16 protein-coding genes and 1 pseudogene are annotated in these 19,362 nt (G+C 63.1%); 14 read left to right on the forward strand and 3 right to left on the reverse strand.

Annotated features, from left to right (window positions below):
- The first annotated feature begins 252 nt into the window (after positions 1-252).
- The 10 genes and pseudogenes from A8V01_RS07275 (at position 253) to A8V01_RS07320 (ending at position 9,464) form a co-directional block, all read left to right on the forward strand.
- Positions 253-909 (forward strand): DUF4376 domain-containing protein, encoded by a 657-nt coding sequence (locus A8V01_RS07275; RefSeq protein ID WP_103095267.1) that lies wholly within the window; start codon positions 253-255, stop codon positions 907-909.
- A 239-nt stretch (positions 910-1,148) separates the two neighbouring features.
- On the forward strand, positions 1,149-1,334 hold the full coding sequence (locus tag A8V01_RS07280) for a helix-turn-helix transcriptional regulator (protein WP_103095268.1): 186 nt from the start codon (positions 1,149-1,151) through the stop codon (positions 1,332-1,334).
- Between the two features lie 101 nt (positions 1,335-1,435).
- Positions 1,436-1,801, forward strand: a complete 366-nt coding sequence (locus A8V01_RS07285; protein WP_103095269.1) for a hypothetical protein — start codon at positions 1,436-1,438, stop codon at positions 1,799-1,801.
- 160 nt (positions 1,802-1,961) lie between these two features.
- Positions 1,962-2,153: a hypothetical protein gene (locus tag A8V01_RS07290; RefSeq protein WP_146037218.1), complete on the forward strand. Its 192-nt coding sequence runs from the start codon at positions 1,962-1,964 to the stop codon at positions 2,151-2,153.
- A gap of 162 nt (positions 2,154-2,315) precedes the next feature.
- A complete protein-coding gene (locus A8V01_RS07295; RefSeq protein ID WP_103095271.1) occupies positions 2,316-2,558 on the forward strand; it encodes a hypothetical protein in 243 nt (80 codons plus the stop codon).
- 204 nt (positions 2,559-2,762) lie between these two features.
- Positions 2,763-3,167 (forward strand): annotated as a pseudogene (locus tag A8V01_RS07300) (mechanosensitive ion channel family protein); the annotation flags it as partial.
- A 79-nt stretch (positions 3,168-3,246) separates the two neighbouring features.
- The gene (locus A8V01_RS07305; protein WP_103095272.1) at positions 3,247-4,437 is read left to right on the forward strand and encodes a TetR family transcriptional regulator; all 1,191 of its coding nucleotides are present in this window, start codon (positions 3,247-3,249) and stop codon (positions 4,435-4,437) included.
- 128 nt (positions 4,438-4,565) lie between these two features.
- Positions 4,566-6,851 (forward strand): TonB-dependent receptor, encoded by a 2,286-nt coding sequence (locus tag A8V01_RS07310; protein ID WP_103095273.1) that lies wholly within the window; start codon positions 4,566-4,568, stop codon positions 6,849-6,851.
- Between the two features lie 57 nt (positions 6,852-6,908).
- A complete protein-coding gene (locus A8V01_RS07315) occupies positions 6,909-7,703 on the forward strand; it encodes a hypothetical protein (protein ID WP_103095274.1) in 795 nt (264 codons plus the stop codon).
- Between the two features lie 159 nt (positions 7,704-7,862).
- A complete protein-coding gene (locus A8V01_RS07320) occupies positions 7,863-9,464 on the forward strand; it encodes an ABC-F family ATP-binding cassette domain-containing protein (protein ID WP_103095275.1) in 1,602 nt (533 codons plus the stop codon).
- Here the strand turns inward: A8V01_RS07320 and A8V01_RS07325 are convergent.
- Positions 9,456-10,328 (reverse strand): LytTR family DNA-binding domain-containing protein, encoded by an 873-nt coding sequence (locus A8V01_RS07325; protein ID WP_170065859.1) that lies wholly within the window; start codon positions 10,326-10,328, stop codon positions 9,456-9,458. The genes A8V01_RS07320 and A8V01_RS07325 overlap by 9 nt on opposite strands.
- 203 nt (positions 10,329-10,531) lie before the next feature.
- On the opposite strand from A8V01_RS07325, the gene A8V01_RS07330 reads away from it, so the two are divergent.
- The 4 genes from A8V01_RS07330 to A8V01_RS07340 are packed head-to-tail and all read left to right on the forward strand — an operon-like array spanning position 10,532 to position 15,073.
- Complete coding sequence (locus A8V01_RS07330; protein ID WP_170065860.1) at positions 10,532-11,725, forward strand: FAD-dependent oxidoreductase; 1,194 nt, start codon at positions 10,532-10,534, stop codon at positions 11,723-11,725.
- Positions 11,726-11,739: 14 nt separating this feature from the next.
- Positions 11,740-12,279 carry a cupin domain-containing protein gene (locus tag A8V01_RS28520; protein ID WP_170065861.1) on the forward strand — a complete coding sequence of 180 codons (540 nt, stop codon included), beginning with the start codon at positions 11,740-11,742 and terminating at the stop codon, positions 12,277-12,279.
- Positions 12,280-12,281: 2 nt separating this feature from the next.
- Entirely contained in the window at positions 12,282-13,619 is a 1,338-nt protein-coding gene (locus A8V01_RS07335) for an MFS transporter (protein ID WP_170065862.1), read from the forward strand.
- Positions 13,616-15,073 carry an aldehyde dehydrogenase family protein gene (locus tag A8V01_RS07340; protein ID WP_170065863.1) on the forward strand — a complete coding sequence of 486 codons (1,458 nt, stop codon included), beginning with the start codon at positions 13,616-13,618 and terminating at the stop codon, positions 15,071-15,073. The genes A8V01_RS07335 and A8V01_RS07340 overlap by 4 nt, the downstream gene beginning before the upstream one ends.
- A 4-nt stretch (positions 15,074-15,077) precedes the next feature.
- On the opposite strand, the gene A8V01_RS07345 is transcribed toward A8V01_RS07340, so the two are convergent.
- Together A8V01_RS07345 and A8V01_RS07350 are read right to left on the reverse strand one after the other, a co-directional pair.
- Complete coding sequence (locus A8V01_RS07345) at positions 15,078-17,339, reverse strand: putative bifunctional diguanylate cyclase/phosphodiesterase (RefSeq protein WP_146037219.1); 2,262 nt, start codon at positions 17,337-17,339, stop codon at positions 15,078-15,080.
- A gap of 163 nt (positions 17,340-17,502) precedes the next feature.
- Positions 17,503-19,026: an aminotransferase-like domain-containing protein gene (locus A8V01_RS07350; RefSeq protein WP_103095281.1), complete on the reverse strand. Its 1,524-nt coding sequence runs from the start codon at positions 19,024-19,026 to the stop codon at positions 17,503-17,505.
- Between the last annotated feature and the right edge of the window lie 336 nt (positions 19,027-19,362).

Here is a 19,362-nt window from a genome sequence, read left to right on the forward strand (position 1 = left end):
CGAAGAACGTTGCGAACGCGATCACCGCAGAGAGGATCGCCGCATAGTCAGCAAGTGACATACGAGGTTACTCCCTTTGTGCGTGCGAACCATTTCGCCCGCACGTCCTTGCTATAGCAGCACTTCGTCCTGTGGATAAGTGCTTTTACGGCGGATATCCCCACAACTTCGGGGATAACTGAGCCATTCGCCGTGCCGCGCGAGAACTGTCGCAACCCAGCCTAAATACCTCAAACTAAGTTTTGAGGCCTCATGATCATCTTTGAAATGCCCGCGCCCAACGGGGCGCTCGCTCGCTATCACCGCATCGCCAAGTGGGAAATGACCTCCGAATACACTCGGGCGATCGTCAACTCCTACCATTCAGCCGAGATGGTCAACATCTCGTGGCAGGACGAATACACGATCCCGCTGGAGTGGAAGATCAGCACCATCGACGACATTGAATTCATTCTGACCGCCCCCGGTGCGCCCATGGCTGGCGGCAGCATCGTCCCGGACACCGTTGAGACCCTCTCGTGCGCGCAGGCAAGGAAGTGGGCCGAGGTCAAGATTGAGCGCGACCGTCGCCGGTACGGAACGTTCACCGCCGCCTTCGGCACCATCCAGATTGATGAAGCGAGCCTCTCCGCGCTGCGCAACGCTCGTCTCCTCATCATGGCCGAGGGCTCGACGATCCCGTGGACGCTCGCGGACAACACTGCCGCGACAATAACCCTCGACGATGCGAACGCGGCCTTGCTCGCGTCGATCCAGTACCAGACCGACGTCCATATCCTCTCACAGGCGATTCGAGATGAGATCGACGCTGCGGAGACCGTGGAGGCGGTGCAGGCGCTGGGCGTTGATGGTTACCCATGGCCGGTCGCGAGCGTGGCGGTCGAGGAAGAGGACGAAACCCTCGGATAACCGCTGTTTTTCCCATTCGCTAATGCGTTCCGCTCCACCAAATGTTCGAATTTATTGATCGCATTAACGTCCAAATGTTCGAAATCATGCTCATAAATGGTAGTAGAAACTTCTGGACAGGGGTGCCGCGACCGTCTAGGAAATGATTTCTTCGAGAATTTCGCCGTTGACTGTCATGTCGGCGCGCGACATAAGTGTGTCCACGGCACGCCATCCCGGCTTGCCCGCAGGACCTCCGCATGGACGATCTCGCCGACTATCTCACAACTTCTCAAGCCGCCGCTCTCCTCGGAGTGTCTGCGCATACGTTCGCGCGCCGAGCGGCTCTCCCCGGCTTCCCTCAGCCGACCCGTCCCGATCTCAAGGTTGCGCTCTATCGTCGGTCGGAATTGACCGACTGGATGGACAAGCAGGCCGCCGCCTGACTCGGCGCGCCAAGCGCCAAACCCTCACCTCAAATTCAATAACGTGCCGTCAACCGCGCTTTGCGGAGCGACGACGTGCGCCTTCACGAAAGTGGAAAAAGATGATCAGCGAGCAATTGTCGCATATCCCTACCGCCAACCTGTTCCTTCATATCGAAGAACGGTTCCCCGCACTGGTTGAGGTGGCGGTAACTGATGAGGGGGCTGTACTCATCGAATACGTCAGACATGACAACCTTTGCCTCGAAATCGCAAACGAATTCCACGCAGATGCAACAGAGGTGCTTCTAAGGATGATGGACGAGAGCATCCTTTCGATGATCACAGATGCATATATGAACGTCCGCATCGGCAATTTCTTCCTGACCGTACGAAAGGTTAGGCGAAGCGAATACGGTCCCGCCGTTCAGTGGCGCGAATTGCCAATAGTGGTACGCTCGTCGATCTCCAGCGGCGGCGCAAAGTGATCAAGATCGCGGGCAAGCCAGTCGCCGCGTAACTCCTTAGGCTGATAGCCGACCAGCCCACCCGAAATTCAATACCACCCTCACGTGCGAAAGTTTCGCGCGGCGATGATGCGCGCCTTGAGCAAGCGGGCACGAAATCATGCTCAAAAAAGGAAATGTCATGACTACTCTGCAAAGCGCGCATCGGATCCAGATCGACCCCGAGCTTGTGATCCTCACCGATTTCCTCCGGGAGTGCCCGTACCAAATGGACGATGTCACTCCGGGGCAACTCATCGAGGCTTGCACCGATCTGATCGACCGTCTCGGTTTGACGACGGACTACCTCGGATTCCGTGAGGCGCTCGACTGACCGAGCATCAACCCGGTGGGCGCGGGGCTCACCGGGTTCAACAAATCACCCCTAGGGGGAGACACGCAATGCACACACTGAGAGCCACCGAAGGAAGCCACCGCCCGCGCCGACCATTGTGAGGATGCGTACAGGCAACGATTCGGCACCCTTGACCATGAGATGGTCAGAGATGACACCCTCGACCAGATTCGCGCCCACGCTTACCGCCTCCATCGCGCCTCGATGGATGTAGATGCCCTGCGGGCAGCGGTTCATGAGAGCCAAGCTGAGGCCGACCATTACGCGGCAGGGTACCGCCTCGCCCATGGTCTGGCCTCGGATGAGCCGGTCGAGGATGCGACCCTTAACGTGTTGTTGGCCGAGGCCGCGATGTTCCACCACGCGCTAGCAACGTACACCTAACTCGCGGCAGTCTGGACAGGGATCAGGTTGACGGCTGATCGGTATCCAAAATCGGTATCCGAGGGTAAATTTGGATACTATTTGGATACTTTTGGTGAAACACGAAGAGACAATGTGGAACATTAAGTGACAACGTATACCCTAAGCAACTGTGCTCACGGGCCATTTTTGGACAAAGCGGGACATAGTGGAACAACGGGTTTCCTGATGATCAATCAGGTCGAGAACTGGTCGTATTCCTCCAAGAACGTGCGTATCCAAGTCCCGGTCGTGGTCCCCTATGCCTCCGATATCGAGCTTGCCGAGAAGCTGATGCTGGAAGCGGCGGGTGCCGTGAAGCGTGTTCTCAAGGCCCCGCCGCCGACCGTCTGGCTTGACAGCTTCGCTGAAAACGGCGTGGCCTTCGTCATCCACGTGTGGATCACCGACCCCGAGGAGGGCACCGGAAACGTGCGGTCTGACGTGCTGAAAGGGCTTTGGAGGCTCATGCGGGATAACGGCATCAAGGTGCCTTTCCCGCAGCGCGATCTCAACCTTCGCGACACGGAAACCATGCGTGAACTGATCGATGCACTGCGCGATCGGAAAGGCGCGCCCGACCGCGTCTGATCGCATGGAGGCCAGAATCCGGCCCCTCCCACTGCGCAGGGATATGGACTGTGCCGACGATGGCGATATGCCATGAGGGATGGAATCCGACCGTAGCGCCACTAGCCGCCCCGCCGCCGTCCGCCCGCTCCCGCGTGAGACGGAAAGTGTGGTCGACGCCGCCCGAAGCGTGATCGCCGCCCGCAGCATCGCCGGCATGAGCCTGCGCACGGTGGCCGAGGAAGCAGGCACTTCGGTCGGGTCGATCAGCTATCGCATCGGAGACCGCGCGGCCTTGATCACCGCCGTTCTGGACCGTGAGATAGACCTGATGACGCGGGCCCGCCGCGAATGGCGCGAACGGGTGGCGGGCCTGAACGGTGCGAGCGGCGACATTCTGGCCGACCTCGTCTGCGCATGGCTCGATGAAGGCGCAGGCGCTCGGCGTACTTCGGCGATCGTGACCTGCGAACTGGCGCTGCTGGCCAGCCGCGATCCCGGCGCTCTCCCTGCGATTGCGGCGCTGTTCGAACAGGCAGAAGGGCTGTGGCAGGACATTCTTCCCGCCGATGAACCGGGACGCAAGCTGAGCGGGTTCATCGCGCGTTACTGTCTGGACGAGCAGGTCTTCTCTATCCTTCTTGAGGACGAGACGGACTATCGCCTGCTTCGCCGCTCGACGGTGCGCGGCGTTCTGCGGACAGGCACCGTGCCGCCGGACCCCGCCCTGACGGCATGGCACATGGCGCTGGTCGATCGGCTCGCCTTGCCCGCTGCCGCCGCTTACGACGAAACCTCGCCCGTGCCGCAGGGTACGAAAGGGACCATCGCCGAACATATCGCCGACATCATCGTCGAACAGGGCGTGGGGGCCTTGTCGCACCGCACGGTGGCGCAGGCTGTCGGGGTGGCGGCGTCCAGCGTAGCGCACCATTTCCCCGCCCATCGCGACATCCTGTTTGCCGGGGTGGAGGCCGTCTATCGCCGTCTGCGCAGCCAGATCCATGTCAGCGGCGCGCGGCTTGGCAACGGCGACATCATCCGCCTGACCCATGAATGTGCGCTTGCCGCGCTGACCGACCCGGCCTTCCGCCCCTTCGCCATCGATATGCGACGCCGCCGCGCCGAAAACGTCCATAGCCGCTATGCCGAATGGCTGGGCATTCCAGAAAACTCCGACCGAGCACGCGTGCAGGCAATGGTCATGGCTTCCATCGGCCACGGCCTGCGCACACTGGCTACGGATACCCAATGGGCGGACATGCGCGAACTCGTCAGCACCCTCACCTGAACCGTACACTTGTTTTTATGATTCGATATATGGCTTGAAAAATACCACACATATGTCCTGAAAGAGTCACACAGGCAGCCTAGAGGCGCGTCCCGAAGACACCCCGGTCATCAGGACGGAGCCCACCCATGTCTGCTTTCACTCGCACGCGTACCATCCACCTCCTCACCACAATTCTCGCCGGGGCCGTCGCCCCGTGCTGGGCTTTCGCCGCGCAGGCAGAGGAAGTGCCGGCGGGCGACGATGCCCTCCCCGAAATCACCGTGACCGCCGAACGCCGCGCCGAAAGCAGCCAGAAGGTGCCGCTGGCGATCCAGTCGATCGATGGCGAAACGCTGGCCAAGACCGGCTACACGTCCGTTACCGACCTGCAGTACACGATGCCCGGCGTTCAGTATGACCCGACGCAGGGCGCCGCATTCCAGATCCGCGGCGTGGGCAGTACGTCGTTCGACTTTTCCAACGCCAAGTCGGTTAGCGTCGTCGTCGATGATGTGGTAATGGACGGCCAGCGCGCCAACGGCCTGACCGGCCTTGTCGATATCGAGCGCGTCGATGTGCTGATGGGGCCGCAGGGCACGCTGTTCGGCAAGAACGCCACTTCAGGCGTGATCGCGGTCAGCACCGTGAAGCCCAAGCTGGACGAATGGTCGCTGCGCGCCAGCGCCAGCTTCGGCGAGCATGACGAACGCATCCTCAACGCCACCGCCAACGTCCCCCTCGGCCCGATCGCGGCCTTGCGCGTATCAGGCTTCGATCAGGCCTTCGACGGTTTCGGCCGGAACGTCACGCTCAACCGCAAGGTCGGCTCGCAGCATGAATATGGCGGCCGCGCCCGGCTTTATCTTGAGCCATCGGACAGCTTCAACCTGACGGTCTCGGGCGACTATGCCTATCACTGGGACAGTAGCGTGCGCACGCCGGTTTCGGGCCAGTCGGCCGAAGTGACCGCGATCCTGAACGAGCTGGGCGTCTACCCCGGCCCGCAGAGCGCCGACACGGCAGACTCCTCGTTCGGCCAGATCAAGACCGAGGAATGGGGCACCTCGCTGCGCGCCAACGCCAAGCTGGGCGATCATGACCTGACCTCGATCACCGCCTACCGCGTCACCGGCTACGACAACTGGACCCCCGCCAGCCTGACGCCCTATGACCGCTACGCCTATATCCCGTTCAACCTGGGCCAGCTGGACACCGACAAGTTCAGCCAGGAAATCCACCTTGCATCGCCCACCGGCGGCTTCATGGAATACCTTGTCGGCGCGTTCTACAATCGCCTCCATGCGCGCCAGACGCAGCTGCAGTGGTCGACCGGCGGCCAGCCGCTCTACGACGCGGACGGCACCCCCCTGCCCACGCTGATCGCGCTGACCGGCGCCATCGGCGAAGACGGCAATGCGTCGCTGTTCGATTCCGTGAACGAAACGATGGCGGCCTTCGGCCAGCTCAAGTTCAACTTCACCCCGCGCCTCGCCCTGACGCTGGGCGGCCGGTACACGCATGACAACAATTCGCAGAGCATCGACTACGTCTATATCAATCCCGAACCGATCGCAGGATACACGCCCGCCTTCACCGCATCCAGCGCCGCGCCTGCCTTCGACTTCGGCCGGGTGAAGGGAAACAATTTCTCGTTCCGCATTGCGCCCACGTACCAGCTGGCGGACAACGTCATGGTCTATGCGACCTATTCCACCGGCTACAAGCCGGCGGGCATCGCCTTCGTCGGCAACAAGTATGCGCCCTATGAAGACGAAACCGTCAAGGCATGGGAAGCAGGCATCAAGTCCGAATGGTTCGGCCGTCGCCTGCGCCTGAACCTTGACGTGTTCCGCTCTGATTTCAAGGACTTCCAGGCGACGATCCTGACGCAGATCCCCGATGGATCGGGTGGCATGATCAACGCCACCGTCATCGGCAATGCGGGCGGCCTGCGCACGCAGGGCGTAGAGGGCAACCTGGTGGTTCAGCCGGTGCGCGGCCTGCAGCTTTCCGGCGCGGTGACTTACACCGATGCCAAGTTCACCGACTATGTCTACAACGCCACCACCAACTACACCGGATCGCGCCTGACCAACTCCCCCGAATGGTCGGGCACGGCTGCGATCGACTTCGACCATGAATTTGACTCCGGCCTCGGCTTCAAGGCCCACGCCGACTATGCCTATCGCAGCGAATACTGGACTGTGGTGGGCCAGCCCGACTACTCGCACGTTCCCGGTTATGGCCTCGTCAACGGGCGCCTCAGCGTGACCCTGCCGAACCGTCCGATCGAGATCGGCGTCTATGCGCGCAACCTGTTTGACAAGTACTTCTCCACTGGATGGCAGCAGTACGGGGTGTTGGGCCTGCTGCACTACACTTCGCCCAACGCGCGCCGCACCGTGGGCGGTTTCGTCAACGTCAACTTCTGAAGCCCTTCGGACCGGGTTCGAAGCATGGGCCCGGTCCGTCCTTCGCGGGAGAATCTCATGACTACACGGCGCGCGCTTCTTGCCGGTGCCCCGGCCGGCCTGCTGGCTGCCCAATCCGCCTTCGCCCCTTCCGCCCTTGCAGACGTGCTGAAGGGCGACGGCGGCGATGTCGAGGCGCTTGAACGCCTGATGGTAGAAACGCTCGACGAGGAACTGGGCGATCGGGCGGTTGCGCGGCGGCTGGCCGCGCTGATCACCGAAGCAGGGTTCCGCTGGGAATACCCCGCTTTTCCGGTGCGCGAAGCGGACAGCGTCGTCGCCTACAGCTTCGGCTACCGTTCGAAGACGGGCAAGGTCGATGCCAACACCGGCCTGTCTGACGGAGCGGAAACGCCTGAGCCCGGCCCGGTCAATGCGCTGCTGGCCGATGCGGTGCAGGCCATCGCGCGGGTGCGCAAGGTGCGCGTCTATGCCCAGTGGGAAATTGCGCAGGTGCTGGCGGCAAAGCACGGGATGCAAGACGTCGTGCCGATCCACCCGACCATCGGGCCCGACGGCAAGGTTGTCTATCTCAGCACCGATGGCGTAGCCAAGGCCATAGTCGCCCACGCCGGCTCCGCGCAGGCGCTCGGCAAAGTTGCCGTCGTCGGCCACCGGGACCATGTGAAACGCTGTGTGCTCACTTCTCAGGCCAATGGCATGACAGCTGCCGTCGCCCGCGAAGTGCCGTTGCCGGTCGTCTACGATCCGCAGTCCGCCCAGCCCTGGACGCGCCGCCGCGATGCCTATCTGCTGACCGACCTGACCGCGCAGCTTTCGATGATCCGCAACCGCGTCATCGCGGAACTGTAAGATAGAAACGACGCAAGGATGGGCCCTCGCTCCGGCCCGTCCTTGTGCTGCACCGCGCGCTCGACTATGCTGGCCGCGCAAATTTTCGGGAGCACACCGCCATGATCCTTTCCCTGACCGCATCGCCGACCCGTCGTGCCGCCAAGGAAAGCCGTATTCATGCCTGCCTCGATCTCCGTTTCCAATCTCACCTGGTCCACCCCTGACGGCGGACGCGTCCTTGACGGCGTAACCCTTGATTTCGGCCGCGAACGCGCGGGGCTGATCGGGCGCAACGGCATCGGCAAGTCAACATTGCTGAACCTTGTCGCCGGGCGGCTCGTGCCAGCGAAGGGCGTCGTGCGCGTGCAGGGCACGATCGCCATGCTGCGCCAGACACTGCAAGTCGGCCCCGACGAAACCGTCGCCGATCTCCTCGGCATCACCCAGGCCCTTGACGTTCTGCAGCGGGCAGAGACAGGGACGGCAACGTTGGACGAGCTTGCCGATGCCGACTGGACGGTGGAAGCCCGCGCCGCCGATGCTTTGGCCGAAATGGGGCTGAACGTTGCGCTCGATCGCTTGCTGACCACCCTGTCAGGCGGGCAGAGGACACGCGCCGCGCTGGCCGGGCTGACCCTTGCCGCCCCCGATTTCCTGCTGCTGGACGAGCCGACCAACAACCTCGACGCCGATGGCAGGGCTGCTGTGTACGACATGCTTAGCGGCTGGCGGGCGGGCGCGCTCGTCGTCAGCCATGACCGCGAACTGCTTGAAACGATGGACGCCATCGTGGAACTGACTTCGCTGGGTGCGACGCGCTACGGCGGCAACTGGAGCGCCTATTCCGAGCGCAAGGTTATCGAACTTGCCGCTGCCGAACATGACCTTGCAGTCGCCGAACGGCACCGCACGCAGATCGCGCAAAAGGCGCAAACTGCTACGGAGCGGCAGCAGCGGCGCGATGCGGCAGGCAGCCGCAATGCCGCGCGGGGCGGCATGCCGCGCATCCTTCTGGGCGCCCGGCGCGAGCGGGCCGAAAACAGCGGCGCAGAAAACAGGCGGCTTGCCGAACGGCAGCGCGCCGAAGCTGACCACGCGCTGGAACGCGCCCGCGCGCGCGTGGAAGTGTTGCAACCCCTGTCGATGCAGATCGCTCCGACCGGCCTTGCCCCCTCGCGCGAGGTACTGACGCTTGAGCGCGTCTGTGCCGGCCATGCCGCGGGAGCACCTGTTCTGAGGGATGTAACGCTGCGCATCGTGGGACCTGAACGGCTTGCCGTCACCGGCGCGAACGGCGTCGGGAAATCGACCTTGCTTCAAGTCATCGTCGGCGCACTTGCCATCTCATCCGGCCGGCTAGAGCGGCACGCTGCCTGCGTTCTGCTGGATCAGGGCGTATCGATCCTGCAACGAGGCGCGTCCATCGTCGACAACTTCTCACGCCTCAATCCGGGCGTTGACGACAACACATGCCGCGCCACGCTCGCCCGGTTCGGCTTTCGTGGGGCAAGCGCGGACCGGATGATCCAAGACCTTAGCGGAGGGCAGATGCTGCGCGTGGGTCTGGCCTGCGTGCTGGGCAATCCCCGTCCCCCGTCGCTGCTCATCCTCGACGAGCCTACCAACCACCTGGATATCGAGGCGATCGAAGCCGTCGAAGCCGCCTTGCTGGCCTATGACGGTGCACTGGTGGTAGTCAGCCACGACCGGCGCTTTCTCGATCGGATCGGCATCACCAGAACGGTGCAACTGCAGCGCCCCGGTCCAACCTCAGAGTAGCCCCGCCTCCGCCGCCGCAGACCGAAAGCCCCGGCTGACGGGGATGCGCATCCCGTTGCGCAGCACGAGTGCATGGCTGGAGCCCGACTTTTCACTATGCTTCACTGCGGCAGACGCGACCCAATAGGAACGGTGCACGCGTGCCCCTTCCATGCGCCCTTCAAGTTCGGCCACGGCATCGGAAATGCGATAGAGGATAAGATCCTCGCCATGTTCTCCGATGACGCGCAGATAGTGTTCCTCGGCGATCATCGCCCAGATCGGCCCGATCGGCTTTCTTATCCGCGCCATGAAGGCGGGCTGCGCCGGGGCCACGGGCTCCGCAAGCGCCGTATCGGCGGCGCGTGCTTGGCGGAGTGGGCTATCGCCCCCCGATGCGCTCATACGCACATAGCCGAAGCGCCGCATGCCGTGGAAATGGACGAGTACGCCGTTGATCAACACCCACAGACCGATGTTGAGCACCTGCCGCTGGATCACCACCGCAGGAGACGTCGAGGGCAAGGGCTGCCGCAAGTCCGCCCCCACCAGCGTCGCCTGGAACGCCTCTACATAAAGGTGCTTGCACAATTCGAGCACCGGAGTGCCCATGACCGCACCTCCGACGAGCACGGCGATCAGCGAGGGATGCCAAGGCTTCATCACCACTCGCGCAGCCCGCGTGGCGAGTTCATATGTCGCCAGGTTCACGATCCCGGCCCCGACCCAGAACATGATGGCCAGCCCGGTAGGCCATGCGGTTGTGCGCCCTGCATTGAGCCAGCCAAGAGGCAGCGCAAAGGCCTCGATGATGAGCAGCACCGCAATGAAGGCCGTGAATTCCGATTCCGGCGATCCGCGATTCCAATGACGGGCAAAGTGCATACCTGACCCCTTGCAATGGCGCCGCCACCACCCCTGGGCGCGCGCATCCCATGATGCGTGAACGGTAACCCGCGTCATTCACGCAGCGCGAATAACCGATGGCGACTATCCGCGTATCGACCAGCGCAGATCGCGAAGAGCCCGCTTCAAACCCTGTGCTGCGCTCTGCACCCTGCTGTCTTCCGGCCGCAGAGGGAACCAGCATGACATCGCCGATCATCGTTGCCGGAGGCGGCATCGCCGGTCTGACCGTGGCGCTCTCCCTGCTCCGACAGGGGCGGCAGGTCATCGTGCTTGAGCAGACGCGGGCGATCGGCGACGTCGGCGCCGGCATCAGTCTGGGCGCACGGACCAGCCGTGCCCTATACGCACTGGGGATCGAGGCCGCTCTCAAGGCCGTGTCCGATACGCCCCAGGGCTCTGCCGCTTTCGACTATCGCACCGGAGAGGTACTGGGCGGCGCTTATGCACGGCGCAACTGGTCGGCAGCCGATATGGCAGACGTCAACATGCTGCATCGCGCCGACTTGTTCGACGTGCTGAAGGCCGCCATCGACGCGATAGATCCGCAGGCGGTCCGGCTTGGCCACAGGCTGGAGCGATACGAACAGGATGAAGCCGGCGTCACGGTGCATCTGAGCGATGGCGATATCCTTTCCGGGTCCGTCCTGATCGGGGCCGATGGGCTTCGCTCCACCGTGCGCTCGCAGATGACCGGAGAAGTTACGCCGCGCGCCACGGGCCGGGTGGCTTATCGCTTTCTGGTGCCCATGGCTCAAGCCGCGCCGTTCATGGGTGCAGGTCCAGCCGGGATCTATGTCGGATCACGCGTAGCGCTTGGGCGCTACGTCATCCGAAAGGGCACGCTGGTGAACTGCGTGGCCTTCGCCCACCGGCCGGACGTAAGCAGCGAAAGCTGGTCGCAACGCGCCACGCGCGATGAGCTGATGGCGCTGTTCGATGGCTGGCACCCCGACGTGCGCGGCCTTGCATCTGCTGCGCCGCTTGAACGGACCGCGCGCTGGGCCCTGTACGATCGCGATCCGCTGGACACATGGATCGACGGACGTGTGACCCTGATCGGCGATGCGGCGCATCCACTGATTCCGTTCCTCGGCCTTGGCGCGGCCATGGGGGTGGAGGACGCCATCATCATGGCGCGCGCCTTCGCGCAGTGGCCGGAGCCCGCGCAGGCCCTCGACGTCTACCAGCGCGCCCGGACCGGCCGCGCCAATGCCATCCTGCTGGAATCTCGCCGTCAGGCCGAAGTCTTCGACGCCGGCCCCGGCGCCACCAACGACATGCCCGATGCCGAACGTGAAAGCCGGGTGGACTACGACCCGCTGACCGTCGCCCTGCCCCAGCCCTGGCAAACCTGTCCCGACAAGCAGCCCTGACAAGGAGCCCGATCATGATCCATCCCACTTCTCTGAAATGCCTTGCAGCCGCCGCTCTCGCTTCGCTTGTCTTGCCCGCAGGCAGCGCTCATGCCGAAGCGGATTCGCTGCTCAGCTGGACCGACATGTCCAAGATCCGCATCTATCACGCCTATGCCGCCAGCGACGGCAAAAGCTATGTCGAGGAGATGGACATCCCTGCCAACGTGCGGATGACGGGCAGCGGTCCCACCCCCACCTACTTCGATTTCAAGGATGCCCACGCGGTCCGCATCGGGCGCGGCAAATCAGGAGCGATCTTCGACTGGCACGGCGCCACCGAGTTCCGCCACCTTCTGGTGCCGTTGCAGGGCAATCTTTTCTTCGATCTTGGAGATGGCCGCACGCTCTCGCTCAAGCCCGGCGAAGCGCTCTACGCCGAGGACTGGACCGGACGCGGGCATCGTTCCGGGTGCGAGGAATCGAAGCAGCTGCCTACCTGCGTTGCGCTGGACATCCTGATCGACGAGAATCCACACGCAATGCCGCTGCGCTCGCCGCCTTCGGGCAAATGAGCATGACCGCACCGCCGGCAACCGGGCACGATGACCGGGCAGACGCGTATCCGGGCCTGCGCAAGTCCTGGTGGATGCTCATCCTGCTGTTCCTTGCCGCCAACCTCTACAGCATCGACAAGGCCATCGTCGGCGTCCTGGCAGAGCCCATCCGATCATCGCTGCATATCGGCGACGTCGAGATGGGGCTCCTGCTGGGCTTCGCCTATACCGCACTCAGCGTGGTCCTTGGCCTTGTGCTGGGCAACTTCGCCGATCACCATTCACGCCGCCGCATCCTGGCCTTCAGCATCATCCTGTGGAGCCTGGCGACGATGGTGGGCGGGCTGGCGCCGGGTTTCAAGTCTTTCTTTGTATTCCGCGCGCTGGTGGGTCTTGGCGAGGCGGGCCTTGCGCCTGCTTCGCTTTCGGTCATCGCCGATATCTTCCCGCCCCACCAGCGCGGCCGAGCGCTGAGCGGCTACTTCATCGGCGCCACCATGGGCACCGCGCTGTCCGCCGTCATTCCCGGCTGGATCGTCGGCGGCGAACTGCACATCACCCTGCCGTTGTTCGGCACCGTGGAACCGTGGCGCAGCGCCTTCCTCATCTGCGGGGCGGCCGGTCCGCTGGTCGGCCTGCTGCTGCTTACCACCAAAGAACCGGCCCGACGGCAATCCCGCTGGACGCCGGGCGTGCAACCGCCACTGCGCGAAAAGATCGGCCAGTTGTGGTTGCAACGTGCCGTGATCGTGCCGCTCTACAGCGCCTTCACGCTCTATTACGTGGCGTTCGTAGGTGTCACATCCTGGACCACCGTGTTCCTGATGCGCACCTTCCGCGCCGACCTGCCCAGCTTCTCTGGGCGCATGGGCCTGACCGCCCTGATTGCGGGCGTCGCGGGTTACTTGCTGGGCGGCTTGGTATCGGATTCCCGTATCGGCCGAAAGCCCGGCGGCAAGATCCTTTTCCTTGTCTTCCTGCCGTTCCTGGCCATGCCAAGCGTGCTGGTCCGGCTGGCACCGGGCATCGATGTCGCGCTCATCGCGCTAGCCACCATGAGCATGGCAACGCCGATGTTCAACGTCGCCATGAACGCCACGCTGCAGGATTTCCTGCCCAACGACATGCGCGGCTTCGGCTTCTCGCTGCTCGCGGTGGTCGTCGCGCTGCCTGCGGGCGCCGGAGGGCCGCTACTGTTCGCGCTGGTCACCGAACAGCTGCTCAAGGACCCCACCCGGATCGGCGATGCCTTCGCGATGGTCGGGTTGCCGGTGCTGGTGCTGGCGGCCGCATGCGCGGAACTGGCTCGCAGGGCCGCGATCCGCACCCACCCGGCAACAAAGGACTTCAACCCGTGACGCCCCATATCGATCAGGCGCGCACCCGGCGCATCCTTCACGCCATCGACGGAGAACTGACCGGCGCGGCATTTGAAGAGGTCATCGACCCGTCCACCGCCGAGGCATTCGAGCTCTACCCCGTTGCCACCGCCGACGAACTGGACCGCGCGGTGGGCGCCGCACGCAAGGCCCAGCCCGGATGGGCCGCCCTTGGCTGGGACGCCCGGGCTCAGTGCCTTGAACAGCTGGCCGATGCGATCGACGCGCAAACCGACTGGCTCGCCACGCTCCACACAATGGAACAGGGGATGCCGTTCAGCCAGTCGCTGCTCTACGTCAGCGTGGCCGCGCGTCGCATCCGGGCCATGGCCCGATACCGGATCGCCGATCGTATCCTGATCGACGCGCAGGACCGCCGCGTGACGGAGCGCTGGCACCCACTTGGCGTTATCGCCGCCATCGCGCCGTGGAACGGGCCGCTACTGCTAGGCATGATGAAGGTCGTTACCGCGCTGATCTGCGGTAACACGATCGTCCTCAAGCCATCGGAGCTTACCCCGCTCAGCACTCTGGAAATCGGCCGGCTTGGTCTGGACCTGTTTCCTGCAGGCGTCTTCAACGTCGTCGGCGGCGGGCGAGAGACAGGCGCCGCAATGGCCGCGCATCCGGGCTTCGACAAGATATCCTTCACCGGGTCCACCGCCACGGGGCTGGCCATCGCCCGCGCCTCCGCGCAGTTCCTGCGCCCGATGACGTTGGAGCTTGGCGGCAACGATGCGGCCATCCTGCTGCCCGATGGATCGGCCGATGCGCTGGTCGCAGCCGCCGCCGGGACCGGATTTCATAATAACGGGCAGTTCTGCGCGGCCGTGAAGCGCATCTATGCACCAGCTTCCATGGTCGACGAAGTTGCTGGAAAACTTGCAGCGCTGGCGAACGGCTTCGTACTCGGCAACGGCTTCGAGCCGGGTGTGACGATGGGGCCGATCCAGAACCGGGCGCAGTTCGACAAGGTCCGTGCCTTCGTGGCCGACGCAAAGGCTGTCGGCGGGTGCGCCGTTGCTGGAGGCGCGACACTGGACCGTCCGGGCTACTTCATGCAGCCCACGGTCTTCACACAACTGACGGACGGCCATCGGTTGGTGGACGAAGAGCAGTTCGGCCCCGTGATCCCCATCGTCAGTTACGATGACGTGGACACCGTTATTTCCCGGATCAACGCTGGCCCTTACGGGCTTACCGGGTCGATCTGGACTGCGGATCTCGACCATGGCGAAGCCATCGCCGCAAGGATCGCGGTGGGCTCGGCCGCAATCAACCGCCATGCGGCCTTCGATGCTGTGGTCCCCTTCCCGCTCATCAAGCAATCCGGGATGGGCATCGATTACGCGGAAGAGGGGCTCAAAGGCACGATGCGTATGCAGGTTATGACCACCACGCTGCCGCCGCCGGATATCGAGGGTGCGGCCTGAGCCATCAGGCGACGTTCCTGAAGTTCGTCTGCTTCGCAATGAAGGCGACCACGGCGTCTTCGGGCAGCGCCCGTGTGAAGAAATAGCCCTGAAGCTCGTTGCAGCCCGCATCAGACAGGCGATCCATCTGCTCGCGGTTTTCCACGCCTTCGGCGGTGACGGTCAGCCCCATCGCGTGGCCCAGCGTCACCACCGAAGTCACGATCGCGGCAGCTTCGGCATCGCTGCCCAGATTGTTGATGAACGACCGGTCGATCTTGATCTTGTCCACCTTGAACTGCCGCAGGTAGCTGAGGCTGGAATAGCCCGTGCCGAAATCATCGAGTGCCACGCGAAAGCCCAGGTCGCGCAATCGGTGCAGGGTTGCTGCCGCAGCAGATTCCTCGTCCAGCAACACGCTTTCGGTAATCTCCAATTCGATGAGCCCCGGCCGGCAGCCAGCGGCTGTGACGATACCCACGACCCGCTCCACGAAATTTCCCGTCCGAAGCTGTACCGCCGAAACATTGACCGCCACGAAAAGGTCCGGAAGCCGAACCGCCATCCGGCACGCCTGTGCCAGAACCCATTCGCCCAGCGGCACGATCAGGCCGCTTTCCTCCGCGATCGGAATGAATTCACCTGGCGCCAGTGGCCCGCGAACGGGGTGGTTCCAGCGAACAAGCGCCTCCAGCCCGATCACCTTGCCGCTCTGCGCATCCACTTCGGGTTGGTAGTGAACCGAAAGCCCCTGCCCATCGGAGAGCGCATGGCGCAGTTCGTCCTCGATCTGGCCGCGCAGCTTGACTGTTTCGTCCATGAACGGTGCGAACAGCTGAAAACGCCCGCGCCCGTCGTGCTTCGCCTTGTAAAGCGCAATGTCCGCCTTGCGCACAAGTTCGCCGCGGTCGGTCCCTGCATCGGGTGCGATCGCGACGCCGATCGTCACGCCGACGAAGACCTGGCTACCCAGCAGAGCGAACGGCTGATCGACTACGGAGAGTATGCGATCGCACAGCACCGTAATGTCCACATCGTCCGCAATATCGCATGCCAAAATGCAGAACTCGTCGCCTCCGATCCGCGCCACCGTGTCCATCGCCCGCACCGTGTCCGACAGCCGCACCGCGAATTCACGGATCAGCACGTCTCCTGCTGCGTGCCCCAGAGTGTCGTTGACCTGCTTGAAGCGATCGAGATCCAGCACCAGTACGGCGCAACGCTCCCCCCGCCGCGCACGTGCAAGGGCCTGTTCCAGCCGGTCATAGAACAACGCGCGATTGGGAAGTCCCGTCAGAACATCATGAAAGGCCAGATGCTGCGCCTGCGCCTCGCTGGCCTGAAGGTCGAGCACTGCCCCGGTGAGCTGTCTGCCGGAATGCCACAGCGACCTCACAAGCGCGCCCATCGCGGTGAACATGACCAGGATGAGCATCGCCGCAAACGGCCCGAGCAGACGACCGATCCGGCTTCCGGGCAATTCAGGTTTCCAGAAGAAGAAGCCGATCCGTTCATTCATCTCGTCCCAGAATTCGACCCCTGCCTCCCCCGGTCTGGCAGCAGGATCTTGCGAGAAGCGAAGACCCTTGAGCATGTTCCAGGCCGAAAGCTCCTTGAGATACCGGGCATCGAAAAAGCGCACACTGACCAGAAGCGGCAGGCTCTTGCTTCCGTCTGCTGCGCCGGTTGAAATGCGCATCACGCTGGCGGCGGCCGGACGCTGGGCCACCAGTGTGGCATCGCTGGCGTAGACCGTGCTGGCCTGCGTAAGCACGGTGGACTGGCGACGCGGAGCAAGTCCATAATCGACCTTTCCCGCCAGAGCCCGCCGCCCGCCAACCACCGCAACGAACGGCGCCAGATCGTTTGCAATCATCCGGTAGCTTGATGGCGGCGCGGGACGTCCCTCCACGAATGCGAAAATCGGCTTGCCGTCGGGGCTGAGAATGAACGTCATGTCATGGTGGAACATGGTGCTCAGCCACCCGCCGACTTCGCGGTCCAGCCATGGCGTATCCGGCTGCCTCCGGGCAAGTTGCTGGATCAGTTGCCCCCATGTGGCGATTCCCTGTTGTTCGTAGGCAATCTGGTCAGCGCTGCCCGAAAGCGCCAGCCGGGCGAGCCTTGTCTGCCGTTGCAACGCCACGGAATCGCTGGTTCGGGTGGCCCAATGGAGCCCCCCCGCCGTTGCCGCCACGATGGAAAGCGCCAGCACTGCCATGGGACCGATGACCTGCCGAACGAAATTTCGGCGGAAGGTGGTCAGATCGGCTGAAGGTCGGGACACAAGCCAACATCCCTGTGATATCCGGCACGGATCACGGAATCTGGCAAAGATTGGCGTGGAACGGTTGCAGAATTGCAGCCGAAACAGATGTTTCTCTGATGGGCTGGGCGCTCATCGCTGAAGTGTCGGGCAAGGCGGGCTCCAAACCGGACACGCCCTAGGGTCACATCTGCAGCGGATCACCACCGCGATCCAGAGCGCTGGCCAAAGCTCTGGCCAAAGCTCTGGCCAGCAAATCTGCTGCGCGCCCTGCTTCATCGCCATCCAGATTGCCGAAACCGAAACGCACACCCCACGGACCATTCCTGGCCAGCGAGGAAACATGGACAGACGGCAGGCCAAGCCCCGACCGCGCGGTCTCGGCATTCAGAGTTTGTGGGGACACTTCCGGGAACTGCAGCCATAGCGCAAGGCCACTGTCAGGCAGATCAAACGCGACCCGGTCGGCAAGGCGCGCGCGAAGCACATCGGCAGTGTGCATACGACGTTCCGCGTAAGTCTTATGCACCTTGTTCACGTGGCGCCAGAAAGCCCCGTTGCCGATCAGTTCAGCAGCCGCATCTTCAGTGAACCGATTGCCCATCACGTCTACGTGGGCACAATAGTAGCCCAGCGCCCGGGTCATCGCCTGGGGAGCATGTATGTATCCGATGCGAAGCGCCGGAGACAGCACTGTCGACAAAGAGCCCAGGTAAACGACATGCTCCGGCGCGTAGGCAGCCATCGGCAGCATCGGCTGCGAAACGAAATTGAAGTCGCTGCCGTAATCGTCTTCGATGATGGCATAGCCGAACTGGGCCGCCAAGTTGAGCAGCCCCAGCCTTTGCTCCGGTCCCATTTGCGTGGTGGTCGGAAACTGACAGTGAGGCGTCACGTAAATGGCGCGAACCTGGTGGCGCCTGCATATCCGCTCCACTTCGTCCAGATCGATCGCCCCGCCTTCGGAGCGGACCGGGATCACGCGCGCCCCGATCATGCCAAACGCAGCGACCGCAGGCTGATACGTCAGTTCCTCGACCAGAACGATATCTCCGGGACGCAGCAGTGCCTGAGCGGTCATGAAAAGGCCGCTCTGGCGGCCACGCGTCGTCAATATGTCGTCCGGAGCACACAAAAGACCGCGCTGATGACGCAGCATGTCGCAAATGGCCGACCTCAGGCCATCGGTACCGGACCAACCCATCGCCCTGTGGGAGCGTTCAGATACGGCGCGGTTCAACGCGTTGCGGTAAGCTTGCGCCATCAGGGCAGCCGGAAAAAGCCGGCCATCAGGCTCGCCGTCGTCAACGCGGGCCATACCGTGGCCTGGCAGGTCGATCTCATGTTCGGGTGTCGGCAGGACACGATAGCGCGGCTTTGGCTTTTCATTGCGCAGCACGTTGCGCGTCGAGGTGCGCCCGCCGCCACCGGCACGCGGAAGAGGGGCATCCGCCGCGACCATCGTGCCGCGCGTGCCTGCCGCCTCAAGCCAGCCCTGTGAAATCAGTTCTTCATAGGCAAGCACGATTGTCTTGCGATTTAGCTTGAGCTGAACCGCAAGCTTGCGGCTGCTCGGCAGAAACGTACCATGGGCAAGGCGCCCATTTTCAATGTCGCGGATGATCGCTCCGGTCACCTGCAAATAAGCGGGCGTCGGCAGCGACGGATTGATCCGGCCGCCGAAAGCGATCTGATAGTTTCTGGTCATGCAGCAGGCACGTCAACGCTTGCTGAAACCGAAAAATTCCCATCCTGAGCACGGCGATCCTGACGGTTCTGTGCCCGGTCGTGCGCAGCTGCGCACCTTAGCGGCAAAAATCAGCCGGAGCAGGGGGATAGGAACTGTCATGTGTTGCCTCTTGGAACGCAACACTGAACATAAGATTCAGCCGTGAACGTCGAAATGCCAAAATCATGCTGAAATCAGCATGATTTTAAGCATATTGCCCAGTCAGATTGACGAAACGCTCAAAATAGCTGCCCGTCGATGCCACGTCATTCCTCTATACCCAGACGTAGTGTTTTCAACGGCATAGCGTAACCG

This window comes from Novosphingobium guangzhouense, assembly GCF_002896965.1.
In the GTDB taxonomy this organism is placed as follows: Bacteria; Pseudomonadota; Alphaproteobacteria; order Sphingomonadales; family Sphingomonadaceae; genus Novosphingobium; species Novosphingobium guangzhouense.

Bases quoted from the DNA above. Each gene is read 5' to 3' on its own strand.
- A8V01_RS07290 (WP_146037218.1), top strand. From the start codon at position 1,962: ATGACTACTCTGCAAAGCGCGCATCGGATCCAGATCGACCCCGAGCTT.
- A8V01_RS07310 (WP_103095273.1), top strand. From the start codon at position 4,566: ATGTCTGCTTTCACTCGCACGCGTACCATCCACCTCCTCACCACAATT.
- A8V01_RS07320 (WP_103095275.1), top strand. From the start codon at position 7,863: ATGCCTGCCTCGATCTCCGTTTCCAATCTCACCTGGTCCACCCCTGAC.
- A8V01_RS07280 (WP_103095268.1), top strand. From the start codon at position 1,149: ATGGACGATCTCGCCGACTATCTCACAACTTCTCAAGCCGCCGCTCTC.
- A8V01_RS07325 (WP_170065859.1), bottom strand. From the start codon at position 10,328: ATGCACTTTGCCCGTCATTGGAATCGCGGATCGCCGGAATCGGAATTC.
- A8V01_RS07285 (WP_103095269.1), top strand. From the start codon at position 1,436: ATGATCAGCGAGCAATTGTCGCATATCCCTACCGCCAACCTGTTCCTT.
- A8V01_RS07330 (WP_170065860.1), top strand. From the start codon at position 10,532: ATGACATCGCCGATCATCGTTGCCGGAGGCGGCATCGCCGGTCTGACC.
- A8V01_RS07350 (WP_103095281.1), bottom strand. From the start codon at position 19,026: ATGACCAGAAACTATCAGATCGCTTTCGGCGGCCGGATCAATCCGTCG.
- A8V01_RS07335 (WP_170065862.1), top strand. From the start codon at position 12,282: ATGACCGCACCGCCGGCAACCGGGCACGATGACCGGGCAGACGCGTAT.
- A8V01_RS07275 (WP_103095267.1), top strand. From the start codon at position 253: ATGATCATCTTTGAAATGCCCGCGCCCAACGGGGCGCTCGCTCGCTAT.
- A8V01_RS07315 (WP_103095274.1), top strand. From the start codon at position 6,909: ATGACTACACGGCGCGCGCTTCTTGCCGGTGCCCCGGCCGGCCTGCTG.
- A8V01_RS07295 (WP_103095271.1), top strand. From the start codon at position 2,316: ATGGTCAGAGATGACACCCTCGACCAGATTCGCGCCCACGCTTACCGC.
- A8V01_RS07305 (WP_103095272.1), top strand. From the start codon at position 3,247: ATGGAATCCGACCGTAGCGCCACTAGCCGCCCCGCCGCCGTCCGCCCG.
- A8V01_RS28520 (WP_170065861.1), top strand. From the start codon at position 11,740: ATGATCCATCCCACTTCTCTGAAATGCCTTGCAGCCGCCGCTCTCGCT.